Origin of the sequence: Pandoraea sp. PE-S2R-1 (assembly GCF_002179865.1) — a bacterium.
Lineage (GTDB): Bacteria > Pseudomonadota > Gammaproteobacteria > Burkholderiales > Burkholderiaceae > Pandoraea.
Genome location: NZ_NGUR01000010.1, coordinates 115,937 through 133,348, shown reverse-complemented (window position 1 = coordinate 133,348; position 17,412 = coordinate 115,937). Strand labels below are relative to the sequence as shown.

The window sequence follows — 17,412 nt, the reverse complement described above, 5'->3', positions numbered from 1 at the left end:
CGTCGGCGTGAGGCATTTCCGCCCTCGACGCCGATGCTGATACCGATACCGATACCGATACCGATCACGAAGCTCAGTCGATTGCTTCGTCTTCGTCGCCCGGCTGGTACATGTGATAGTCGCCGGTCGCGTACACGCCCTTGTACGGCGTCGGCGATTCGTCGTCGTGATCGACCGGATGCGTCTCGGCGATGCGCAGCGACGCGCGTACCTGCGGCGGCTCGCACTCGGCGATCAGGCGCAGGGCGTCTTCTTCGTTCTCGGCGACCACGTCGTACGTGGTGACGAATTCGGGGGCAGGGCCGTCGGGGTCTTCATCTTCGAGCGGCTCGTACCACTGGCCTTCGACGATCAGATGCATGGCCTTGGCCGTGTCCGATTGCTCGCCACGTGCAGCGCGCAGCGACCAGAGGACGAGTTCGCTCCACTTGTAGAGCTGTACGGCGTCCTGGGCGGCGGCAAGTGCTTTCGCGTCGTCGCCCGACTGCTTGTAGGCGAGCGACAGTTCGGCGTAGACACCGGCCATGGATTCGTTGCTGCCTTCTTCGTCGCCTTCGTGGTTGTGCAGGGCGTTGAAGGTGTCGATGGCGGCTTGGGCGTCACCCTGCGCATTGAACAGATGCATGCGCAGCGCGATGGCGGCTTCGATGAACGCATGGCCGTTCTGTGCCAGATAAGGGCTCTCGAAGACGCGGTCGAGACGTTGATGCGCGGCCTCGCGATCGCCGTGACGCGAGAGGGCGTTGGCGTGGTTGAAATCGATGATGACGACATCTTCGTCGGGCGCGGCGTTGCCGGCGGCTTCGTACGCGTCGACGGCGGCGGGGAAGCGGTCGAGGTCGGCCCGGAAGTTGCCGAGCAATTGCCACAGACGCCAGAGGCCCGATGCGCCCGCTTCTGCCTGAGCGACGCCGGACTCAAGCACGGTCACTGCCTGTTCCATTTCGTCCATTTCGGCATAGGCGGCTGCCTGAATCTCATAGCCGCTCAGGTGCTTCATCGATTCGAGCTGCTTGCCGATTTCCAGTGCAGACTCGGGATCCCCGGCCTCAAGTTGGTTAGCCGCTTCGGCAATCAGGTCGTTCGACAGATCGTCTTGTTCAGACATGGCAGATTCTCCATGGGGGCGTGGGGATTGCGCCCATCATATAACAGGGTTCGTGACAGCCCGAAGCGTGCCGGGGCGGTCGTGGAAGGCGTGGCGAAATAAAAAAGCCGCGACGGGCGTCGCGGCTTTTTGACGTGATGCGCGTCGGGCTATCAGCCGCCGCGGCGCATCAGGTCGAAGAACTCGGCGTTGTTCTTCGTCTGCTTGATCTTGCCAAGCAGGAATTCCATCGCTTCGGCTTCGTCCATGTCGTAGATCAGCTTGCGCAGCACCCAGATCTTTTGCAGGATCTCGGGCTTGATCAGCAGCTCTTCGCGACGCGTGCCGGACTTGTTCAGGTTGATCGACGGGTAGACGCGCTTTTCCGCGAGACGGCGCTCGAGGTGCACTTCCATATTGCCCGTGCCCTTGAATTCTTCGTAGATCACGTCGTCCATGCGGCTGCCGGTCTCGATCAGCGCGGTGGCGATGATCGTGAGCGAGCCGCCTTCTTCGACGTTACGGGCTGCGCCGAAGAAACGCTTCGGACGTTGCAGCGCGTTGGCATCGACACCGCCGGTCAGCACCTTGCCCGACGCCGGGATCACGGTGTTGTAGGCGCGTGCCAGACGCGTAATCGAGTCGAGCAGAATGATCACGTCCTGCTTCATTTCGATCAGGCGCTTGGCCTTCTCGATCACCATTTCGGCGACCTGCACGTGACGCGTTGCCGGTTCGTCGAACGTCGAAGCGATCACTTCGCCCTTCACCGAACGCTGCATTTCGGTCACTTCTTCCGGGCGCTCGTCGATGAGCAGCACGAAAAGCTTGGCTTCCGGGTGATTGGTGGCGATGGCGTGTGCGATGTGTTGCAGCATCACGGTCTTGCCGGACTTCGGCGAGGCCACGAGCAGACCGCGCTGGCCCTTGCCGATCGGGGCAATCATGTCGATGATGCGGCCCGTCACGTTCTCTTCACCGCGAATGTCGCGCTCGAGCAGCAGCGGCTTGTTCGGGTGCAGCGGCGTGAGGTTCTCGAACATGATCTTATGTTTCGAGGCCTCGGGCGGGTGGTCGTTGACCTTGTCCACCTTCACGAGCGCGAAATAGCGTTCGCCGTCCTTCGGCGTGCGCACTTCCCCTTCGATCGTGTCGCCGGTATGCAGGTTGAAGCGGCGGATCTGCGACGGGCTGATATAGATATCGTCCGTGCTGGCCAGATACGACGTCTCAGGCGAGCGAAGGAAACCGAAGCCATCCGGCAGCACTTCGAGCGTCCCGTCGCCATAGATGGTTTCGCCGGTCTTTGCGCGCTTCTTCAGAATGGCGAACATCAGCTCCTGCTTGCGAAGACGGTTGGCGTTCTCGATTTCGAGACCGTTCGCCATTTCTAGCAGCTCGGAGACGTGCTGGGACTTTAGTTCGGATAAATGCATACGGAGGTGCCGTCCGTTGGACGACAAGTGAAGGATCAGGGAAAAGTGAGCGAACGCTCGAAGAACTTTGGGATGCTTTGTGGCGGATTATATAGCAAGCAGCGCGAGGCGCAAGCGTTGCACCGCCGGCGAGGTGCCGGGCTGTCGCGCTGCGGCGACAAAGGCCCCGGCACCTGCTGCCATCAACCCGGGATTACAGGTTGTTGTCGAGGAACGCCGTCAGTTGCGATTTCGACAGTGCACCGACCTTCTGGCCAGCCACAGCGCCGTTCTTGAACAGGATCAGCGTCGGGATACCGCGGATGCCGAACTTGCCCGGGGTGCCCTGGTTGGCATCGACGTCGATCTTGGCAATCTGCACCTTGTCGCCGTATTCCTTGGCCACTTCTTCCAGGATCGGGGCAATCATCTTGCAAGGACCGCACCATTCTGCCCAGAAGTCGAGCAGCACCGGCTTGTCGGATTGCATGACGTCCGCTTCGAACGTGCTGTCGGAGATGTGTTTGATGTTTTGGCTCATGAGTGTTTTACGCCTCGTCTATCTATTCGGAAACGCTTCGGGAAAACGGTACCTTCGTGCCTCGTTTTCGCCTGCGCCGGAGATGTCGCTCGGCCTTGTGCCCGGGCGTTCATTCTCCATATGGAGGCTGCAACAGCGTGATTCAATAGGACGCGTTATTGCAGTTTGCGGTCATATTAACGGAAATCTCCAACGCTTGCGCGCGCCGCCCCATAAGGAAAATACCCGCGCCGGACGGGCGTCGCGGGCAGATCGGCAAGAATAGCGCTTCTGTTGGCGCGTCGACTCTGGTAGAATCTTTTCCTGACGGGCCTCCTCGCATGGTGGCGCGGCCAATCTGGTCAGGTCGGGAACGAAGCAGCCACAGCCGTTTTCTACCAGTGCCGAGGGTCAGGCTCGTCACCTTACCTCCTTGTTTTATCGAAGTTCTCCGCGCGTTCTGCGCATCGCTCGCTCCCTCGAAGTCACGTGTTTCAAGCTCGCAATGCCGGTCGGCGTTCGTCTGTCGTCACGCTGTCGATGATGCTTTCCCGCGATCGATGCGATGCATTTTCATGCGTCTCGCGCAGGGCGGAAGGGCGCGGTAGAATCGCGCAACATTTTTTTCTATCGCACCGATAGTCTCCTCAATTCGCCGGCGTCATTCACTGCACGTCGAGGTGGCGTTCCGAGCCGGATCGACGCCTGATCGGGCGACGTCCAACGGTGCGGAAGCTCACCGCCGAACTGTTACAATTTGGCATGACCTATCAAGTACTCGCGCGCAAATGGCGCCCCAAAGGCTTCTCGACCCTGGTGGGCCAGGAGCATGTCGTGCGTGCGTTGACGCACGCGCTCGAGCAACAGCGCCTGCATCACGCCTATCTGTTTACCGGCACGCGCGGCGTGGGCAAGACAACGCTCTCGCGTATTCTGGCCAAGGCGCTGAATTGCGAGACGGGGATCACGGCCCAGCCGTGCGGCGTTTGCCGTGCCTGCCGCGCCATCGACGAAGGGCGCTTTGTCGACTACGTCGAAATGGACGCGGCCTCGAATCGCGGCGTCGACGAGATGACCTCGCTGCTCGAAAAAGCGGTCTACGCGCCGGCAGACGCGCGCTTCAAGGTCTACATGATCGACGAAGTGCACATGCTCACCGGTCACGCGTTCAACGCGATGCTCAAGACGCTCGAAGAGCCGCCGGCACACGTCAAATTCATTCTCGCGACGACCGATCCGCAAAAGATTCCGGTCACCGTGCTTTCGCGCTGCCTGCAATTCAACTTGAAGCAGATGCCGGCCGGGCACATCGTCTCGCATCTCACGACCATTCTGGGTGAAGAGGGCATCGACAACGAGCCCCAGGCCCTGCGTCTGCTCGCGAAAGCGGCCAGCGGCAGCATGCGCGACGCGCTTTCGCTGACCGATCAGGCGATCGCCTATGCGGCCGGTCCGCTCACGGAAGTTGCCGTGCGCGGCATGCTCGGCGCCATCGATCAGAGCGTGCTCGTGCGTCTGCTCGATGCGCTGAAAGACGGCTCGCGTACCGACCTGATGGCCGTGGCCGACGAGATGGCGGAACGCAGCTTCTCGTTTGCCGCCGGTTTGCAGGATCTGGGCAGTCTGCTCCACAAGATCGCGCTCGCGCAGTTCGCGCCGGACGCCGTCTCTGACGACTGGCCTGAAGCGGCCGACGTGCGCCGGCTTGCCGAAGCGATTTCGCCGGAAGCGGTCCAGCTTTATTACCAGATCGCGACGCGCGCACGCGGCGAGTTGGGCCTCGCGCCCGATGAATACACCGGTTTCTCGATGGCGCTGCTGCGCATGGCGGCGTTCACGCCGCTGCTTGCGGGCGGAACGCTGGCCGAGTCGCCCACGCCCCACGCGGCACCGCGCGCTTCTGCCCCCGCGCCTGCCTCCGCCCCCGCACGGGCTCCCCAAGCGTCAGCGCCCGAACCGATGCGTTCGGCGGCACCTCAGGCGCCCGCAGCACAACCCGAGGTGCGTCGTGCCCCGGCAGCGCGCGCGACGGCACCGACCGATGGCGCCGGTGCGCCGATGTCACCGGCCCGCGCCGCACTGGCCGCGCTCAATGTGGGTCGCAAAGGCACTGGCGGCCGGACGTCGGGTGGCGCAAGTGGTGCGCCGTCGGCCGGTCGCAGTGGTTCACGCCCGGCAGACGATGCCCCGGCGGGCGCCGACCCGGAGCCCGAGCCTGCTGCCACCGGTATAAGCTCGGCCTCAGCTCCGGCAGCGGCGGCACCGGCCGCACCACGCGCCGTTGTCTATCGTGACGCGGACGGCAACGCCCCCGTCTTCACTGGCGAATGGCCTGCGCTCGCGGCCGAATTGCCGGCGCGCGGTCTGGCGCGGGAACTGGCGTTCCAAAGCGAATTGACCGAAGTGGCAGGCCGTGCGCTGCATTTGCGCGTGCCGCTGCGTCAGTTGGCCGATTCGGCCACCGCAGACAAGCTGCGGCAAGTGTTGTCCGAACACTTCGGCGGTGACGTTCAGGTGAACGTCGAGCTGGGGCCAGTCGGTATCACTGCCGCATCGCTCGCCGCCGAAGCGGCGGCGGCCCGCCAACGGGCGGCCGAACAGGCCATTGCCGACGATCCGCTGGTGCGTGAACTGATCGACGAATTCGACGCTCAAATCCTGCCAAATAGCATTCGGCCGGTACAATAAGCGAGTTCGCATTCGCAAAGTCGACGCGATTCGCTATCCATCCAATAATCTCTCTATTGCCCCTACGCGCCCCGGTGCGCATGACTCAGGAGTCAAGATGCTGAAAGGAAATATCGCGGGCTTGATGAAACAAGCTCAGCAAATGCAGGAAAACATGAAGAAGATGCAGGAGCAGCTGGCCCTGATTGAAGTCGAGGGTCAGTCGGGCGCCGGTCTGGTGAAGGTTGTGATGACCTGCAAGAACGACGTGCGCCGCGTGACCATCGACCCGAGCCTGCTCGCGGACGACAAGGACATGCTCGAAGACCTCGTGGCTGCCGCATTCAACGATGCCGTGCGCAAGGCCGAAGCGACCGCGCAAGAGAAGATGGGGGGCATGACCTCCGGTCTGCCGCTGCCGCCGGGCTTCAAGCTGCCGTTCTAACGTTCTAAGCGAAGGAAAGACGACGCATGCGCCAGCTTTCGAGCCTCCAGGAACTCGTCGACGCCCTGCGCGCGTTGCCGGGTGTCGGGCCGAAGTCCGCCCAACGCATGGCCTATCACCTGCTGCAACGCGACCGTCAGGGCGCCATGCGCTTGGGTGAGGCGCTGGTGCAGGCGTCGGAGCAGATTCGCCATTGCGCGCGCTGCAACACCTTTACCGAAGTGGAAGTCTGCGAGACGTGCCTCGATCCCGAGCGCGACACGAGCCTGTTGTGTGTGGTGGAAACCCCCGCCGACCAGAACATGCTCGAGCAGACGATGACCTTCAAGGGTCTGTACTTCGTGCTCATGGGCCATCTCTCGCCGCTCGACGGCGTGGGCCCGGGCGAGATTCATTTCGAACAATTGATCCGCCGCGCCACCGACGGCGTGGTCAAGGAAGTGGTGCTGGCCACCAACTTCACCAACGAAGGCGAGGCCACGGCCCACTACCTCGGGCAGATGCTCAAGGCCCGTGGTTTGCGCGTGAGCCGGCTGGCTCGCGGCGTGCCCGTGGGCGGCGAACTCGAGTATGTAGACGCCGGTACGATCGCCCGCGCCGTCCTCGACAGGCATACGCTCTGAGCATGACGAGCGCGTGACGCCACGGGTGTTTGCGCGTAGGTACTGCTACTCTCATCCAATCGGATTAGCTGTTTCTCGCTATTTCTGGGCATACCCCGGTCTTCTAGACTGAACCTGCCGACTCGGGGACCCAAAGAACACGGGGAAGACCATAACTCCCAAGCGGCGTGGGGCCGTATACCTGTTGCGTCAAGCCGGTCGAAAAACCCGGTCACCCGCGCAGGCACTGCTTAGGCAGGGAGTTAAGGTATGGCTAACGATACCGGGCGCACCCTGATTTACGCTTCCCGAAAGCACAACGACGGTTTGTTGTCGTTTTTGGGCGAGCAAGGCTGGCAAGTTGTGCCGGCCAAGAGCGCCAGCGACGTCGGTCGCATTCTCAATCCCGGGGTTACCAGCGCAGCACTCATCGACCTGGCGAGCGGTTATACCGATCGCGAGCTCGGCGCGTTCGAGTCCTGCATGCAGCCGGCGACCGTCGGCTGGGTTGCTGCCACGAATCCACAACAGCTCACGACGACGTCGGTGCGCCGGCTGATTCGCGACTATTGCTTCGACTACGTGAATGTTCCGTGCACGAACGATCAGCTCGCGCACTCGATCGGTCACGCCTGGGGCATGGCCTCGCTGTGCGAGGTGCCCGTCATCTTCACGCCGCAAGTCGGTGGCGATCAGGAAATGGTCGGCACCTGCGAGGCGATGCAACTGCTATTCCGCACCATCCGCAAAGTGGCCAATACCGACGCGCCGGTGTTCATCTCGGGCGAGTCGGGCACCGGCAAGGAACTGAGCGCGGTGGCGATTCACGAGCGCTCCTTGCGTGCCAAGGGGCCGTTCGTGGCGATCAATTGCGGCGCCATTCCCCCGCACTTGATGCAATCCGAACTGTTCGGCTACGAGCGCGGCGCTTTCACGGGGGCCAATGCCCGCAAGATCGGCCGCGTGGAAGCCGCGAACGGCGGCACGCTGTTCCTCGATGAAATCGGCGACTTGCCGATCGAGAGTCAGGCGAGCCTGCTGCGCTTTCTGCAACAAGGGGCCATCGAGCGTCTGGGCGGCCACGATGTCATTCCGGTGAACGTGCGTGTGATGTCCGCGACGCACGTCGATCTCGAAGAGGCCGTGAAGGAAGGGCGCTTCCGCGTCGACCTGTATCACCGCCTGTGCGTGTTGCGTGTCGACGAACCGCCGCTGCGTGCGCGTGGTCAGGACATCGAAATTCTGGCCCATCACGTGCTGCAACGATTCAAAGGCGATAACCATCGCAAGATTCGTGGCTTCACGCAGTGTGCCGTGCAAGCCATGTATGAGTATCACTGGCCCGGCAATGTCCGTGAGCTCATCAACCGGGTTCGCCGCGCCATCGTGATGGCCGACAGCCGCATGATTTCGGCGAAGGATCTGGACCTGTTGCCGTGGGTGCCGACGCTGGTACGCACGCTCGAAGAAATTCGTACGGAAGCCGAACGAATTGCTATCGAACAGGCCTTGTTGCGTCACTGCCATCGTCTGACCGACGTGGCGGCAGAGTTGGGAATTTCGCGTATTACGCTGTATCGACTGATGTGCCGATATGGATTGCGTGGTGATGAATCGGGCGTGCCGGCCTGATATCTTCTGGCGAAGAGAGGGCGGCCGTCCTGCGTTGAGCAGGGCGGTCGTTTCTTTTTGGGCTCCTGATTATTCCCGATTCTTCCTGATGATCGGCCCGTCTTGTGCACGATCTCTCCCCCCGAATTCACTGTGGTTTTCGACGCGTATTCGTCGTTCGCGAGCCTTGCCATCGTCAATAACGACGGGGCTTTCGAGCGATTTCGACGGTGCACGCCGTCGTACGCAATGCGTTGTCTCGAAGCGCGAGAGATTGTGCGGTGCAGTGCGGGCGCGTCGTGACGAAAGAGATGTCACGGCGCTGCCACCTTGCCGTCATGTCGAGGGGTACGAAGTTTCGGCGGTTCGGGCACTACGGGTTGTCCCGCGAACACATCAAAGATGAAACATCCGGGGCGCCGGCGGCCCTCGCGTTGCAAAGCCCCGGGTGTGACGTTGCGATGTCGTTTGCAGGAGAGCCGCGGATTCTGCCGCAAATCTGTCACGCAAGACCCTTGTGAATAGGGCATTTCCGAAAGACGTCGTTGACCACGCCGACATCCCTCGCCGTTCGGAATGTCTGCCGGCGACGCGGCAAGCGTGACAAAAGTGGCAGGAACCGCATCACGTATCAATGCTGAAACGTTTTCGAACACGGCACCCCTCGGGCGCAAGGGTGAAAAATAAAAGTCTTCATGTTTTCAAGCACTTGAGCGTTGTGGCACGGAAGTCGCTTTATAGACTCGGGCAAGGAGGGCACAGCGATGCGAATTCTCACCACCGAAATGCAATACCGAGTACGACAAGGCGCAGGCGCCATGGGCGCTGCCATCGTCGTGACGCTCGGTCTGTGCGCTGCGCCGGCACAGGCGCAGGATGCGGCCCCCGCACTGCGCGCCCCGCTCATGCAGATTGCAATGCTCACGGGCTCCATGGTGCCGCCGTCGGCCTCCATGACGCCTGTGACGGCCATGATGACGGCTACGCCGGTCAGCGACGCTGATGTGGCGGTGTCCGCCGGCCCGGCCACTGAACAAACCGCCATGCAAGCCCCGGCCGATGAACCGGCCGCCGTTGCCAGCAGTGACGACAGCAATACGAACAGCAACAACGATGCCGGCCTGAGCAAGGTACCGCTTGCCGCAGCGCGCATCGACGACGAACAACTCGGCAACCAGCGCGGCCGCAATTTGCAGGGCGGCACGATGGTCAAGTCACCCGGCATGACACTCGCGAATGGCGTGACGCTGTGGGACGAACTGCCCGGCGCCGTAACGCCGACGCCGCGTCCGCAGCAACTGTCGAACGGTGTGAACAACGTCCAGGTCATGCGTGTGACCTACACCACCCGGTGAACGACATGATCAACACTTCAGTGATGCAGGCTGCCAGCGCGATCGCTACGATGCTCGTGGCACTCGCCCCGGCACTGCTTCCCACGACTGCCAAGGCCGAACCGGCCCCGCCGGGAGACATCGTGATCGAGCGCAACATCGGGCCGGAGTACGTCGGACGGCAACTGCCGCGCGTCGAGAACCCGATTGGCATCTCGGTCCCCGCTTTCCCGACCGGCCCGTTCAATACCGCGATGGGCGCCGTCAATCAAGTCACGGATGGTGAATTGACCGGGCGCGCTTCGGTGGGTTTGATCACCGGCGCCGTACAGTCGGGCATCAATCCGGTGATGGGTGTGCTGGTGGGCAATGCCCGTGGCGGCAACGCGTTGAATTCCTCGAACGGCGTCGGCGGCGGTTTTGCCGGTGGCTCGGGCGGTGGCGGCGGGATCGGCAGCATCGGCACGCTGGTGCCGTCGGTCATCAACTCGGCCTTGGCGCCGCTGACCAGCATGGGTGCTGCGGGAGTCGCCAAATGAGCGCGTATCGCGACATTCGACGCCTGCACGGCGCACCGCTCACGGTCGCCGTGGCCATGGTCCTCGCCGCCGGGTTTGCCGGGACGGCTTCTGCGGAAGACATCTACATCGTGAACGGCCAGCTCGCCGGCACGAGCGCAACCGTCGAGAGCGGCGTCGCGGTAGGCGCGACCGGCGCGCTGACCGTGAATCAGGCGGCCGGGCTGAACAACGCCCAAGCCAACAGCGCGCTGATCGCGAACGGTGGCAGCGTCACGGTCGGCACGTCGAGTACCAATCAGGCAGCCGTCGTCACGAGCACGACAGGCGCCGCGAGCGCGGCAATTCAAGGCAACGCATTTTCAGGCACGTCCGGACTGGTGCAGGTGAACCAGGCGAGCGGTGCCGGCAATCTTCAACGCAACGCTACGGTCATTGTGATGGGCGATGCGGCTGGAGTGGCGAGCGTATCGGATACGGCACTATCCGCTGCGATCTCCAAGGGTGGCCCGGCTGGGCACGACAACCTCAACGATCAGTTCCGTACGGCGTCGATTTCCGGTGACGCATTCCGGGGCGCGAGCGGGGTGGTGCAAGTGAACCAGTCGGCTGGGATAGGCAATGTAACCGCAAATGTTTTTGTGCTCCGTCCCCCGGCGGGCACAGCTTTTTAACTGGGTAACTCTCTCGTCAAGGAGATGGTCATGAAAACGAAAGCAATTGCAGCGGCTGCACTGCTGGTAGCTACGGGTACCGCTATGGCGTCACCCAATCACCAGCAATATAGCTTCTCGTTCATCGGGAATGAAACCAACGTGCTCAACCTGGTCGGCATTTTCGGTCTGGTCGGCATTCGCGGCTGCGTCACGGTGGATAACACCGGCAACGCCGTCGTGCAAAGCAACCAGAGCGTCGACGTACACCACGTGAACCTGAAGGGGCCGCTGCTCGGCAACTACACGACGGGTCATGTGACGTATGGCGTCGACTCGAAGACCACGACGGTGTCTGACACCGGTGGTGCCTACCTCATCGGCGGCGTGACGACGAAGACGTATAGCAATACGGACTCGTGGGTCAACGCAACGGCGAGCGGCCACCTCAACACGAATCAGTCCTTCCAGGCAGGCGCCGGTTATGTTGCCGGTCAGTCCAGCTCCGGCTCGGGCGGCTTCATCGCCGGTGGCGGGTATCAGTATTCCAACATTGCAGCCGCTGGCGGCATCATCGGTGGCGGCATTATCCCGCTGCCGGGTGGCCTCGCTCTGTACGGTGGCTACATCGTCGGCAATGCCGGTGCCGGTCAAGGTTCGATCTGGGGTGGATACGCCTACGGTCAGCAATCGCAGTCGGCCGGTGGCTTCCTCGCAGGTGGCTTCCTGAATACCCAGAAGAGCTTCGACGCCGCGTTCCACTCGAATGTGGACTACGGCAGCGCGACGACGAACTCGGCTTCGATCGCCGCCGGTGCTCTGTGGGGCTTCTCGAACACCTACACGATGGCAACCACGTGGGAAAAGGGCGCTATCACGTTCCATACCAACACCGCGGTCTATCAAACGATGGGTGCGACGCTGGGCGGTGGTGCGTTGGCTGGTGCTAACGGCAACATCGGCGTGAACGTGGCCGCAGGTGCCGACAACGCGCAGGCGAACAACGTCGCGATCGCTTCGCTCAACGCTCAGCCGGTGTATGCCTCGGCCCAAGTGTTTGCGAACCAGTCGTCGAAGGGTTCGGCCAGCCTGTCGCAGTTCTATGTCACCTCGAGCGTGGGTGATGGTGCCCTCGCCGGTGCGACCGGGAACGTCGGCGTGAACGTGGCTTCGGGTGTCGGCAACGTGCAGCAAAACGGTCTGGCAGCCGCTGTCTCGCAAGGGGCGACCGGCTGGTACAAGGGCGGTGCGGCCAATTCGACGGCTCAAACCGACCAAACGGCTGGCATGAAGGCCTCGGGTGACTTCATCGCGACGGCTTCGCTCGGCGCAGGTGCACTCGCCTACTCCAGCGGCAACATCGGTGTGAACGTGGCTTCGGGCATCGGCAACGTCCAGAGCAACAGCCTTGCCATCTCGGCAATCAAGTAAGGTGTGCAACCGGTCCGGGGTCTCCCCGGACCGGTTTTTTCATGAGGTGTGTCATGAATGATGCGCGTCGTGCCGCAGTGAGGATCGCTACTGTTTGCGCTCTGGCGTGCGCAAGCGGGGCCGGGCACGCGCAGTATGCATCGGTGAACCTGGAGTCTTCGACTGGCGTACCGGCGGTCAAGACGATGCGTTCGTTCAAGTCGATGCACTACGTGAATCTGGTCCAGCAGGAATACGACTTCAGTTGTGGTTCCGCAGCCCTGGCGACACTGCTGCGATACGGCTACGGGATCGATATCCCCGAGCCGGAAATGATCAAGAAGATGATGGTCTTCTCCAATCCGGAGACCGTCATCAAGAACGGGTTCTCGATGCTCGACATGAAGAAATTCGTCGAGACGCTCGGACTCGAGGGGCGTGGCTTCAAGGTGGACATCAACGCGCTGTATGACCTGAAGATCCCGGTCATTGCGCTCATCGATGTCAACGGGTACCAGCATTTCGTGCTCATCAAGGCGGCCAGAGACGGACGCATCTTCGTGTCCGACCCGGCGCTGGGCAACCGAATTATCGCGCAAGCCGATTTTGCCAAGCAGTGGAATGGCTTGGTCCTGGCGGTCATCGGCAAGCCGTTCCTGGAGGATTCTCCGCTGCTCAAAGGAAACGAGTCCCTGGCGGTCAAGCTGCGCGACAGCGCCTTGACGACCGGGACGACAGCCACCCCGATGGTGGACTTCGGCCTCATCCGGTCGAACCTGTTTTGAGACCAGAACATCATGAACCGTTACGTCCCGATGCTGGCCATCCCGTTCCTCGTGAGTGCCGTGCCGGCAGTTGCGTCGAGCGTGGTGCCCGATAGCTGGCAGGCTGTCGGCGACGACGTGCTCGCACACGCCACCGGCAAATACGCGCAGCAAAACATGATCACGGGCTTTCAGCTCGTGATGCAGTCGCAATGGCAAATGCCGACCGGCGCCAGTCTTGCGGCGACCGGCGTGCTCGGTGTGAGCCAGAACGCCAATAACACGGGTTATCAGGTCCAGACCGCTGCCGCGACCGGCATCATCCCGGGTCTGGTCAACGCGACAACGCCGATCACACAGGCCGTGGCGGGTGCCGCGAGCGTGCTGGTCAATGGTGTGGCACAGATCACGCAGGTGGCCGGCGACGCGAACAACGCGCTCAACAAGGCCACCATCCAATACGCCCCGGGCGTCTCGCTGTCGATGCTGGTGCCGACCAGCGCGCAAGGGCAGAGCAATTCCCAAACGACCGTGGGCAACCTGAGCGCCAGTGTGGCGATCACCTCGGCGGGCATGCAAATTGCATTGAATACGCCCAACGGCAATCTTGGGCAGAGCGTCGCCGGCGGTGCCGGTGGTGCGATGAATCAGATCATGCAGGTCGTACAGGTCGCAGGCAATGCGCAGCAGGTGATGAACACGCTGCAATTGAATCTGCAAACGAATCCGCTCACGTCGAACGCCCTTCGACAGGTCGGTGTTCAGAACGCGTTGGCGAACATGGTCGCCGGGCGTCGCTGAACAAGCAGGTGGCTCTCGTTGCCGACGTAACGTTACGAAATGGTAACGGGACGGTAACGGTAACGAGAAGCCGGCAGCGCCCGGAGCAAGTCGCGGGCGCCATGAAAACCAAGGGGCAACGCCGCGTAGCAGTTGAAGTCGGCACATGATGCTGACCCGCGATCCCAGCGGGGCTTACCGGTGGCATCGGTGGCATCGGCCGGCAAGAACGTGGCGCACAAGAGGGTGACGTCGGCAGGGTTGGCAACAACGGCAAAGCAACCTGCACGCGTCGCTCCGCAGTCGAGCAGCAAGGACAACCGTCGTTTGGAAACACGTGTTTGTTGGATTGCGCGCGGCACGACGTCGCGAGGCGCTCGCCGCACTTTTACCCGGGGGGGATCATGAAGACTCACCGTTTTTTTCCCGTTGCCGCCATTACTTGGGGTGTACTGCTTTTCACGCTATCGGCCCAGGCTCAGGAGCATACGGACCCATCGCCGGATAACCGTCTCCAGATGTTGATGGACATGGTTGACCGGCAGCAGCGGGAAATTTCTTCTCTGAAGCAACGCCTGACCGACATCGAGATGGCGCAACGCGGTCGCGGGCTCACCGCCTGGGACACTGCGCAGATCGCGCAAGTCTCGCCCGGTGACGGCTCCGCTGCCGGCTCGGCGGGTACGCCGGGGGGGGGCGCGGCGGGGGCAGCCGGCCCGACGTCCGCCACGCCGATCGGCGAAACGCAGCAGATGCAAAAGAGCACGAGCGACTCGCAACGCACACCGGCTGAAGAGGCGGTGGTGCAGGCGCAGCACGCACCGCTCTTCGACCGCAAGCTCACCATCGACGCCGGTATCAGCTACAGCTACTACGATCGCCGGCAACTCGTGCTGAGCGGCTTTCTCGCGCTCGATGCCATCTTTCTCGGTCAATTGAATCTCGGCGAAACCAAGGCCAACGTGTGGACGTTCGACGTCAACACGCGCTACGGGATCAACGACCGTTTGAGCGTGGCGTTCGACGTGCCGTATCTGTATCGCAACTCCGACTTCATTTCTGGCGGGGTGGGCGGTGCGTCATCGGCGATCAGCGATATCAGCAAGAACTCGGCGAACATCGGCGACGTGAACGCGTCGTTGTATTACCAGATCGTCAAGGAATCGCAGAACTGGCCCGACATCGTCGCGTCGTTGCGTGTGACCGCGCCGACCGGTACGTCGCCGTTCGGCATCAAGCTCGGCACGCCCGACCCGACCAACAACAACCTGACCACGCCGTCGCGTCTGCCCACGGGTAACGGCATCTGGGCGTTCACGGCCGGGTTGTCGTTCCTGCGCACCTACGATCCGATCGTGTTGTTCGCCAACGTGGCTTACACCTACAACGTGGCCCGTACGTTCGACGACATCTCGACGATCGAAGGCACGACCACGCCGGCGAAGGTCAAGCTCGGCGACATCGTGCAGGTGGGTGCCGGTATGGCGTTGGCGCTCAACGACAAGACGGCCCTGTCGATTTCGTACTCGACGGCCATCTCGCGCGCCACGAAGACCGCGACGCCGGGTGGGCCCTACACCACGGTGGCGGGCAGCACGACCAACGCGGCGTCGCTCAACTTCGGCATCAACTACGCGATCGACAAGCACTGGACGGTCAACGGTTACGTCAACGCCGGCATGTCGCCGGATGCCCCGAACTACGTGATCGGGGTGCGTTTCCCGTACACGTTCTGATGACGAAAAAAAGCCCGGCCGATGTTGGCCGGGCGGTTTTGATGGTGATGGGGTGAAGCGATAACTTCGACGTTGGCGGGCGGGTGCTGACTCAGCGCATTTTCAGCGCGGCAGCCGCGACGATGTGGCGTTGATGTTCAGGCTGGTTCTTTGCAGATTGTTTTGCGCACTGGCCACCACGGTGCGTGGCAGGTTCGACGTCGAGGCTTGTGTGGGTTTCGGCGACGGGACGGGCGGGATCACTTCATCCCACAGGCGCACATTGTTCGCCGTTGTCATGGTCGCGTTGACCGGGGCGATCGCCGAAGCGGCGCCGCCGGGCACATTGGACACGACAAGGGTGCGTTGAGCGTTGGTCGCGCGGGTGCTGTTGAGCAACGCATCGCTCACAGCGGCCGGTACGGCGCCAACGTCCAGCGAGTCGGCGTAAGCCGGTGTGGTGATGCACGCAACGGCCACGCAAAACATGGCAGTGCGCGTCTTGCTGTCGAAGATGTATGACATGGCGTGCCCCCCGGCCTCCGCATGCTGTTCTCGCGATACTGGCTGTATTTTATTGCGCGTTTACAGAAAGGAAAGGGGAAAAAAGTAATAGCTTGCTTTCGCGTGTTTGAGTAATTAATTTACGCAAACTGCGTTTTGTCGCGCAAAGGCAACATCGATGGGCGTCACAGGTCCGCTGGCTCGCCGTTACGCGGGCTTCACGCATAAACTGCTCGGACAACGAGGTGATGCCTGACACGTAAAACCGGATCACAAAAGACTGAAGACTTCTTCGGTTTTTTGCTGGCGGCGCGGCTCGCAGGGTGGGCCGAAGTCCGTAGAAAACATGACAAAACGACAGGCGTCACAAAATTAGCGGGAAACGGGAAGTGGGGAACGGCGGCGCAGAGGCCGACCGGATCGACAGGGGAAACCATGCGTGTGCTGGTCGTGGGTGAGGCTGCCACCTGGCTGAGCGGCCTGCAAGTCGCGTTGCAAACCGAGGCGAACGCGACGCCACCAGTCCTGCGTCACGTGGAAGATGTCACGGGACAGGACTGGCTTTGGCTGCGCGAGCTGCCGTCGCGGCGTGCGCTCGTGCTCGATGAGACGATTGCGCGCACACCGGCCGTCGACACCTTGTGCGCGGTGGCGAGCGAATGCACCCCGCCGGTGCCGGTGATCGTCGTCGGCGATGCGGGTTTTCCCGACGAAATCATTCGCTGGCTTCAGGCGGGCGTGACCGCCTGTCTGCCCTGGCCGAACTCGCTTGCGCGCATTCGTTCGGTCTTCGACATGGCGTTTTCGGGCGGCCGTTACGTGCCTGAAGAGGCGCTCTCGGCGTTGCTCGTACTCTGGCGTCAGGAGGCACTGGGCGAAGCATTGCCGCTGTCTCGCATGCCGGTGTTTCCGCTCGGCGGCGACAAGGCGACGCAACTGGCCGAGTCGGCGTTATTGGGCATCTCGCAGCGCCAGTACGAAATTCTCGCGCTGCTCTCGCGCGGGTTGTCGATCAAGACCATCTGCCAGCAACTGGTGATCTCCGAGGGCACCGCCAAGACGCATGTCTCGGCCTTGTACCGGCGGCTCGGCGCACGCAATCGCGGCGAGGCCATCTACATCGCGGCACAGCGTGGCGCGCGGCATCTCTTCGAGACGTGATCGACGCGCACGTCCTCATTCGTCGTCCCTATTTCGTACCGCAAAACAACGCCCCCGCCGGATAGTACTCATGCGGATGGCCGAGTGCACGCACTCGCATTACCATAGGCGTTCGTTTGCAAACGCGGTTGCAGACTCATTGGCAATCTCATTTGTAACCCTTGCAGCCCATTTTTTGAGGTGTCCTGCTCGCGGGCAGGGCGCCGGAGTTGACGGCAACGCCCGT

The 17,412-nt window shown here is 62.2% G+C and carries 16 protein-coding genes and 1 other RNA gene; 13 read left to right on the top strand and 4 right to left on the bottom strand.

Annotation, left to right across the window (positions count from 1 at the left end; translation table 11 throughout):
* Positions 1 to 73: 73 nt before the first annotated feature.
* The 3 genes from CDV44_RS11160 to trxA all read right to left on the bottom strand — a co-directional run bounded on the left by CDV44_RS11160 (position 74) and on the right by trxA (position 3,043).
* Positions 74 to 1,108 carry a hypothetical protein gene (locus CDV44_RS11160; RefSeq protein ID WP_087688124.1) on the bottom strand — a complete coding sequence of 345 codons (1,035 nt, stop codon included), beginning with the start codon at positions 1,106 to 1,108 and terminating at the stop codon, positions 74 to 76.
* Positions 1,109 to 1,260: 152 nt separating this feature from the next.
* The gene (rho, locus tag CDV44_RS11155; protein ID WP_042115527.1) at positions 1,261 to 2,523 is read right to left on the bottom strand and encodes a transcription termination factor Rho; all 1,263 of its coding nucleotides are present in this window, start codon (positions 2,521 to 2,523) and stop codon (positions 1,261 to 1,263) included.
* Positions 2,524 to 2,716: 193 nt separating this feature from the next.
* Entirely contained in the window at positions 2,717 to 3,043 is a 327-nt protein-coding gene (gene trxA / locus CDV44_RS11150; protein WP_087688123.1) for a thioredoxin TrxA, read from the bottom strand.
* A 305-nt stretch (positions 3,044 to 3,348) separates the two neighbouring features.
* Here trxA and ffs point away from each other — a divergent pair.
* The 12 genes from ffs to CDV44_RS11090 all read left to right on the top strand — a co-directional run bounded on the left by ffs (position 3,349) and on the right by CDV44_RS11090 (position 15,542).
* An RNA gene (gene ffs / locus CDV44_RS11145) (signal recognition particle sRNA small type) lies at positions 3,349 to 3,447 on the top strand.
* Positions 3,448 to 3,784: 337 nt separating this feature from the next.
* The gene (dnaX, locus tag CDV44_RS11140; protein ID WP_087688722.1) at positions 3,785 to 5,710 is read left to right on the top strand and encodes a DNA polymerase III subunit gamma/tau; all 1,926 of its coding nucleotides are present in this window, start codon (positions 3,785 to 3,787) and stop codon (positions 5,708 to 5,710) included.
* A gap of 97 nt (positions 5,711 to 5,807) precedes the next feature.
* Positions 5,808 to 6,134, top strand: a complete 327-nt coding sequence (locus CDV44_RS11135) for a YbaB/EbfC family nucleoid-associated protein (RefSeq protein ID WP_058379275.1) — start codon at positions 5,808 to 5,810, stop codon at positions 6,132 to 6,134.
* 26 nt (positions 6,135 to 6,160) lie between these two features.
* Positions 6,161 to 6,757, top strand: a complete 597-nt coding sequence (recR, locus tag CDV44_RS11130) for a recombination mediator RecR (RefSeq protein WP_087688122.1) — start codon at positions 6,161 to 6,163, stop codon at positions 6,755 to 6,757.
* Between the two features lie 249 nt (positions 6,758 to 7,006).
* The gene (locus CDV44_RS11125; RefSeq protein WP_058379273.1) at positions 7,007 to 8,368 is read left to right on the top strand and encodes a sigma-54 dependent transcriptional regulator; all 1,362 of its coding nucleotides are present in this window, start codon (positions 7,007 to 7,009) and stop codon (positions 8,366 to 8,368) included.
* A gap of 743 nt (positions 8,369 to 9,111) precedes the next feature.
* Positions 9,112 to 9,702, top strand: a complete 591-nt coding sequence (locus CDV44_RS11120) for a hypothetical protein (protein WP_087688121.1) — start codon at positions 9,112 to 9,114, stop codon at positions 9,700 to 9,702.
* 5 nt (positions 9,703 to 9,707) lie between these two features.
* On the top strand, positions 9,708 to 10,220 hold the full coding sequence (locus CDV44_RS11115; RefSeq protein WP_140413351.1) for a hypothetical protein: 513 nt from the start codon (positions 9,708 to 9,710) through the stop codon (positions 10,218 to 10,220).
* Entirely contained in the window at positions 10,217 to 10,873 is a 657-nt protein-coding gene (locus tag CDV44_RS11110; protein ID WP_249277508.1) for a hypothetical protein, read from the top strand. Before CDV44_RS11115 ends, CDV44_RS11110 begins: the two co-directional genes overlap by 4 nt.
* Positions 10,874 to 10,903: 30 nt before the next feature.
* Complete coding sequence (locus CDV44_RS11105) at positions 10,904 to 12,283, top strand: hypothetical protein (protein ID WP_087688119.1); 1,380 nt, start codon at positions 10,904 to 10,906, stop codon at positions 12,281 to 12,283.
* Between the two features lie 53 nt (positions 12,284 to 12,336).
* Entirely contained in the window at positions 12,337 to 13,047 is a 711-nt protein-coding gene (locus CDV44_RS11100; protein WP_249277507.1) for a C39 family peptidase, read from the top strand.
* A gap of 12 nt (positions 13,048 to 13,059) precedes the next feature.
* On the top strand, positions 13,060 to 13,827 hold the full coding sequence (locus CDV44_RS11095) for a peptidase C39 (RefSeq protein WP_087688118.1): 768 nt from the start codon (positions 13,060 to 13,062) through the stop codon (positions 13,825 to 13,827).
* A gap of 503 nt (positions 13,828 to 14,330) precedes the next feature.
* Positions 14,331 to 15,542 (top strand): hypothetical protein, encoded by a 1,212-nt coding sequence (locus tag CDV44_RS11090; protein WP_246185596.1) that lies wholly within the window; start codon positions 14,331 to 14,333, stop codon positions 15,540 to 15,542.
* Positions 15,543 to 15,644: 102 nt separating this feature from the next.
* Here the strand turns inward: CDV44_RS11090 and CDV44_RS11085 are convergent, their stop codons facing one another.
* On the bottom strand, positions 15,645 to 16,046 hold the full coding sequence (locus tag CDV44_RS11085; protein WP_087688116.1) for a hypothetical protein: 402 nt from the start codon (positions 16,044 to 16,046) through the stop codon (positions 15,645 to 15,647).
* A gap of 414 nt (positions 16,047 to 16,460) precedes the next feature.
* Here CDV44_RS11085 and CDV44_RS28445 point away from each other — a divergent pair, with 414 nt between their 5' ends.
* On the top strand, positions 16,461 to 17,186 hold the full coding sequence (locus CDV44_RS28445) for a response regulator transcription factor (protein ID WP_249277506.1): 726 nt from the start codon (positions 16,461 to 16,463) through the stop codon (positions 17,184 to 17,186).
* Positions 17,187 to 17,412 lie beyond the last annotated feature (226 nt).

Excerpts from the sequence above, each read along its gene's own strand:
- CDV44_RS11160 (WP_087688124.1), bottom strand. The coding sequence starts at position 1,108 with ATGTCTGAACAAGACGATCTGTCGAACGACCTGATTGCCGAAGCGGCT.
- rho (WP_042115527.1), bottom strand. The coding sequence starts at position 2,523 with ATGCATTTATCCGAACTAAAGTCCCAGCACGTCTCCGAGCTGCTAGAA.
- trxA (WP_087688123.1), bottom strand. The coding sequence starts at position 3,043 with ATGAGCCAAAACATCAAACACATCTCCGACAGCACGTTCGAAGCGGAC.
- dnaX (WP_087688722.1), top strand. The coding sequence starts at position 3,785 with ATGACCTATCAAGTACTCGCGCGCAAATGGCGCCCCAAAGGCTTCTCG.
- CDV44_RS11135 (WP_058379275.1), top strand. The coding sequence starts at position 5,808 with ATGCTGAAAGGAAATATCGCGGGCTTGATGAAACAAGCTCAGCAAATG.
- recR (WP_087688122.1), top strand. The coding sequence starts at position 6,161 with ATGCGCCAGCTTTCGAGCCTCCAGGAACTCGTCGACGCCCTGCGCGCG.
- CDV44_RS11125 (WP_058379273.1), top strand. The coding sequence starts at position 7,007 with ATGGCTAACGATACCGGGCGCACCCTGATTTACGCTTCCCGAAAGCAC.
- CDV44_RS11120 (WP_087688121.1), top strand. The coding sequence starts at position 9,112 with ATGCGAATTCTCACCACCGAAATGCAATACCGAGTACGACAAGGCGCA.
- CDV44_RS11115 (WP_140413351.1), top strand. The coding sequence starts at position 9,708 with ATGATCAACACTTCAGTGATGCAGGCTGCCAGCGCGATCGCTACGATG.
- CDV44_RS11110 (WP_249277508.1), top strand. The coding sequence starts at position 10,217 with ATGAGCGCGTATCGCGACATTCGACGCCTGCACGGCGCACCGCTCACG.
- CDV44_RS11105 (WP_087688119.1), top strand. The coding sequence starts at position 10,904 with ATGAAAACGAAAGCAATTGCAGCGGCTGCACTGCTGGTAGCTACGGGT.
- CDV44_RS11100 (WP_249277507.1), top strand. The coding sequence starts at position 12,337 with ATGAATGATGCGCGTCGTGCCGCAGTGAGGATCGCTACTGTTTGCGCT.
- CDV44_RS11095 (WP_087688118.1), top strand. The coding sequence starts at position 13,060 with ATGAACCGTTACGTCCCGATGCTGGCCATCCCGTTCCTCGTGAGTGCC.
- CDV44_RS11090 (WP_246185596.1), top strand. The coding sequence starts at position 14,331 with ATGGACATGGTTGACCGGCAGCAGCGGGAAATTTCTTCTCTGAAGCAA.
- CDV44_RS11085 (WP_087688116.1), bottom strand. The coding sequence starts at position 16,046 with ATGTCATACATCTTCGACAGCAAGACGCGCACTGCCATGTTTTGCGTG.
- CDV44_RS28445 (WP_249277506.1), top strand. The coding sequence starts at position 16,461 with ATGCGTGTGCTGGTCGTGGGTGAGGCTGCCACCTGGCTGAGCGGCCTG.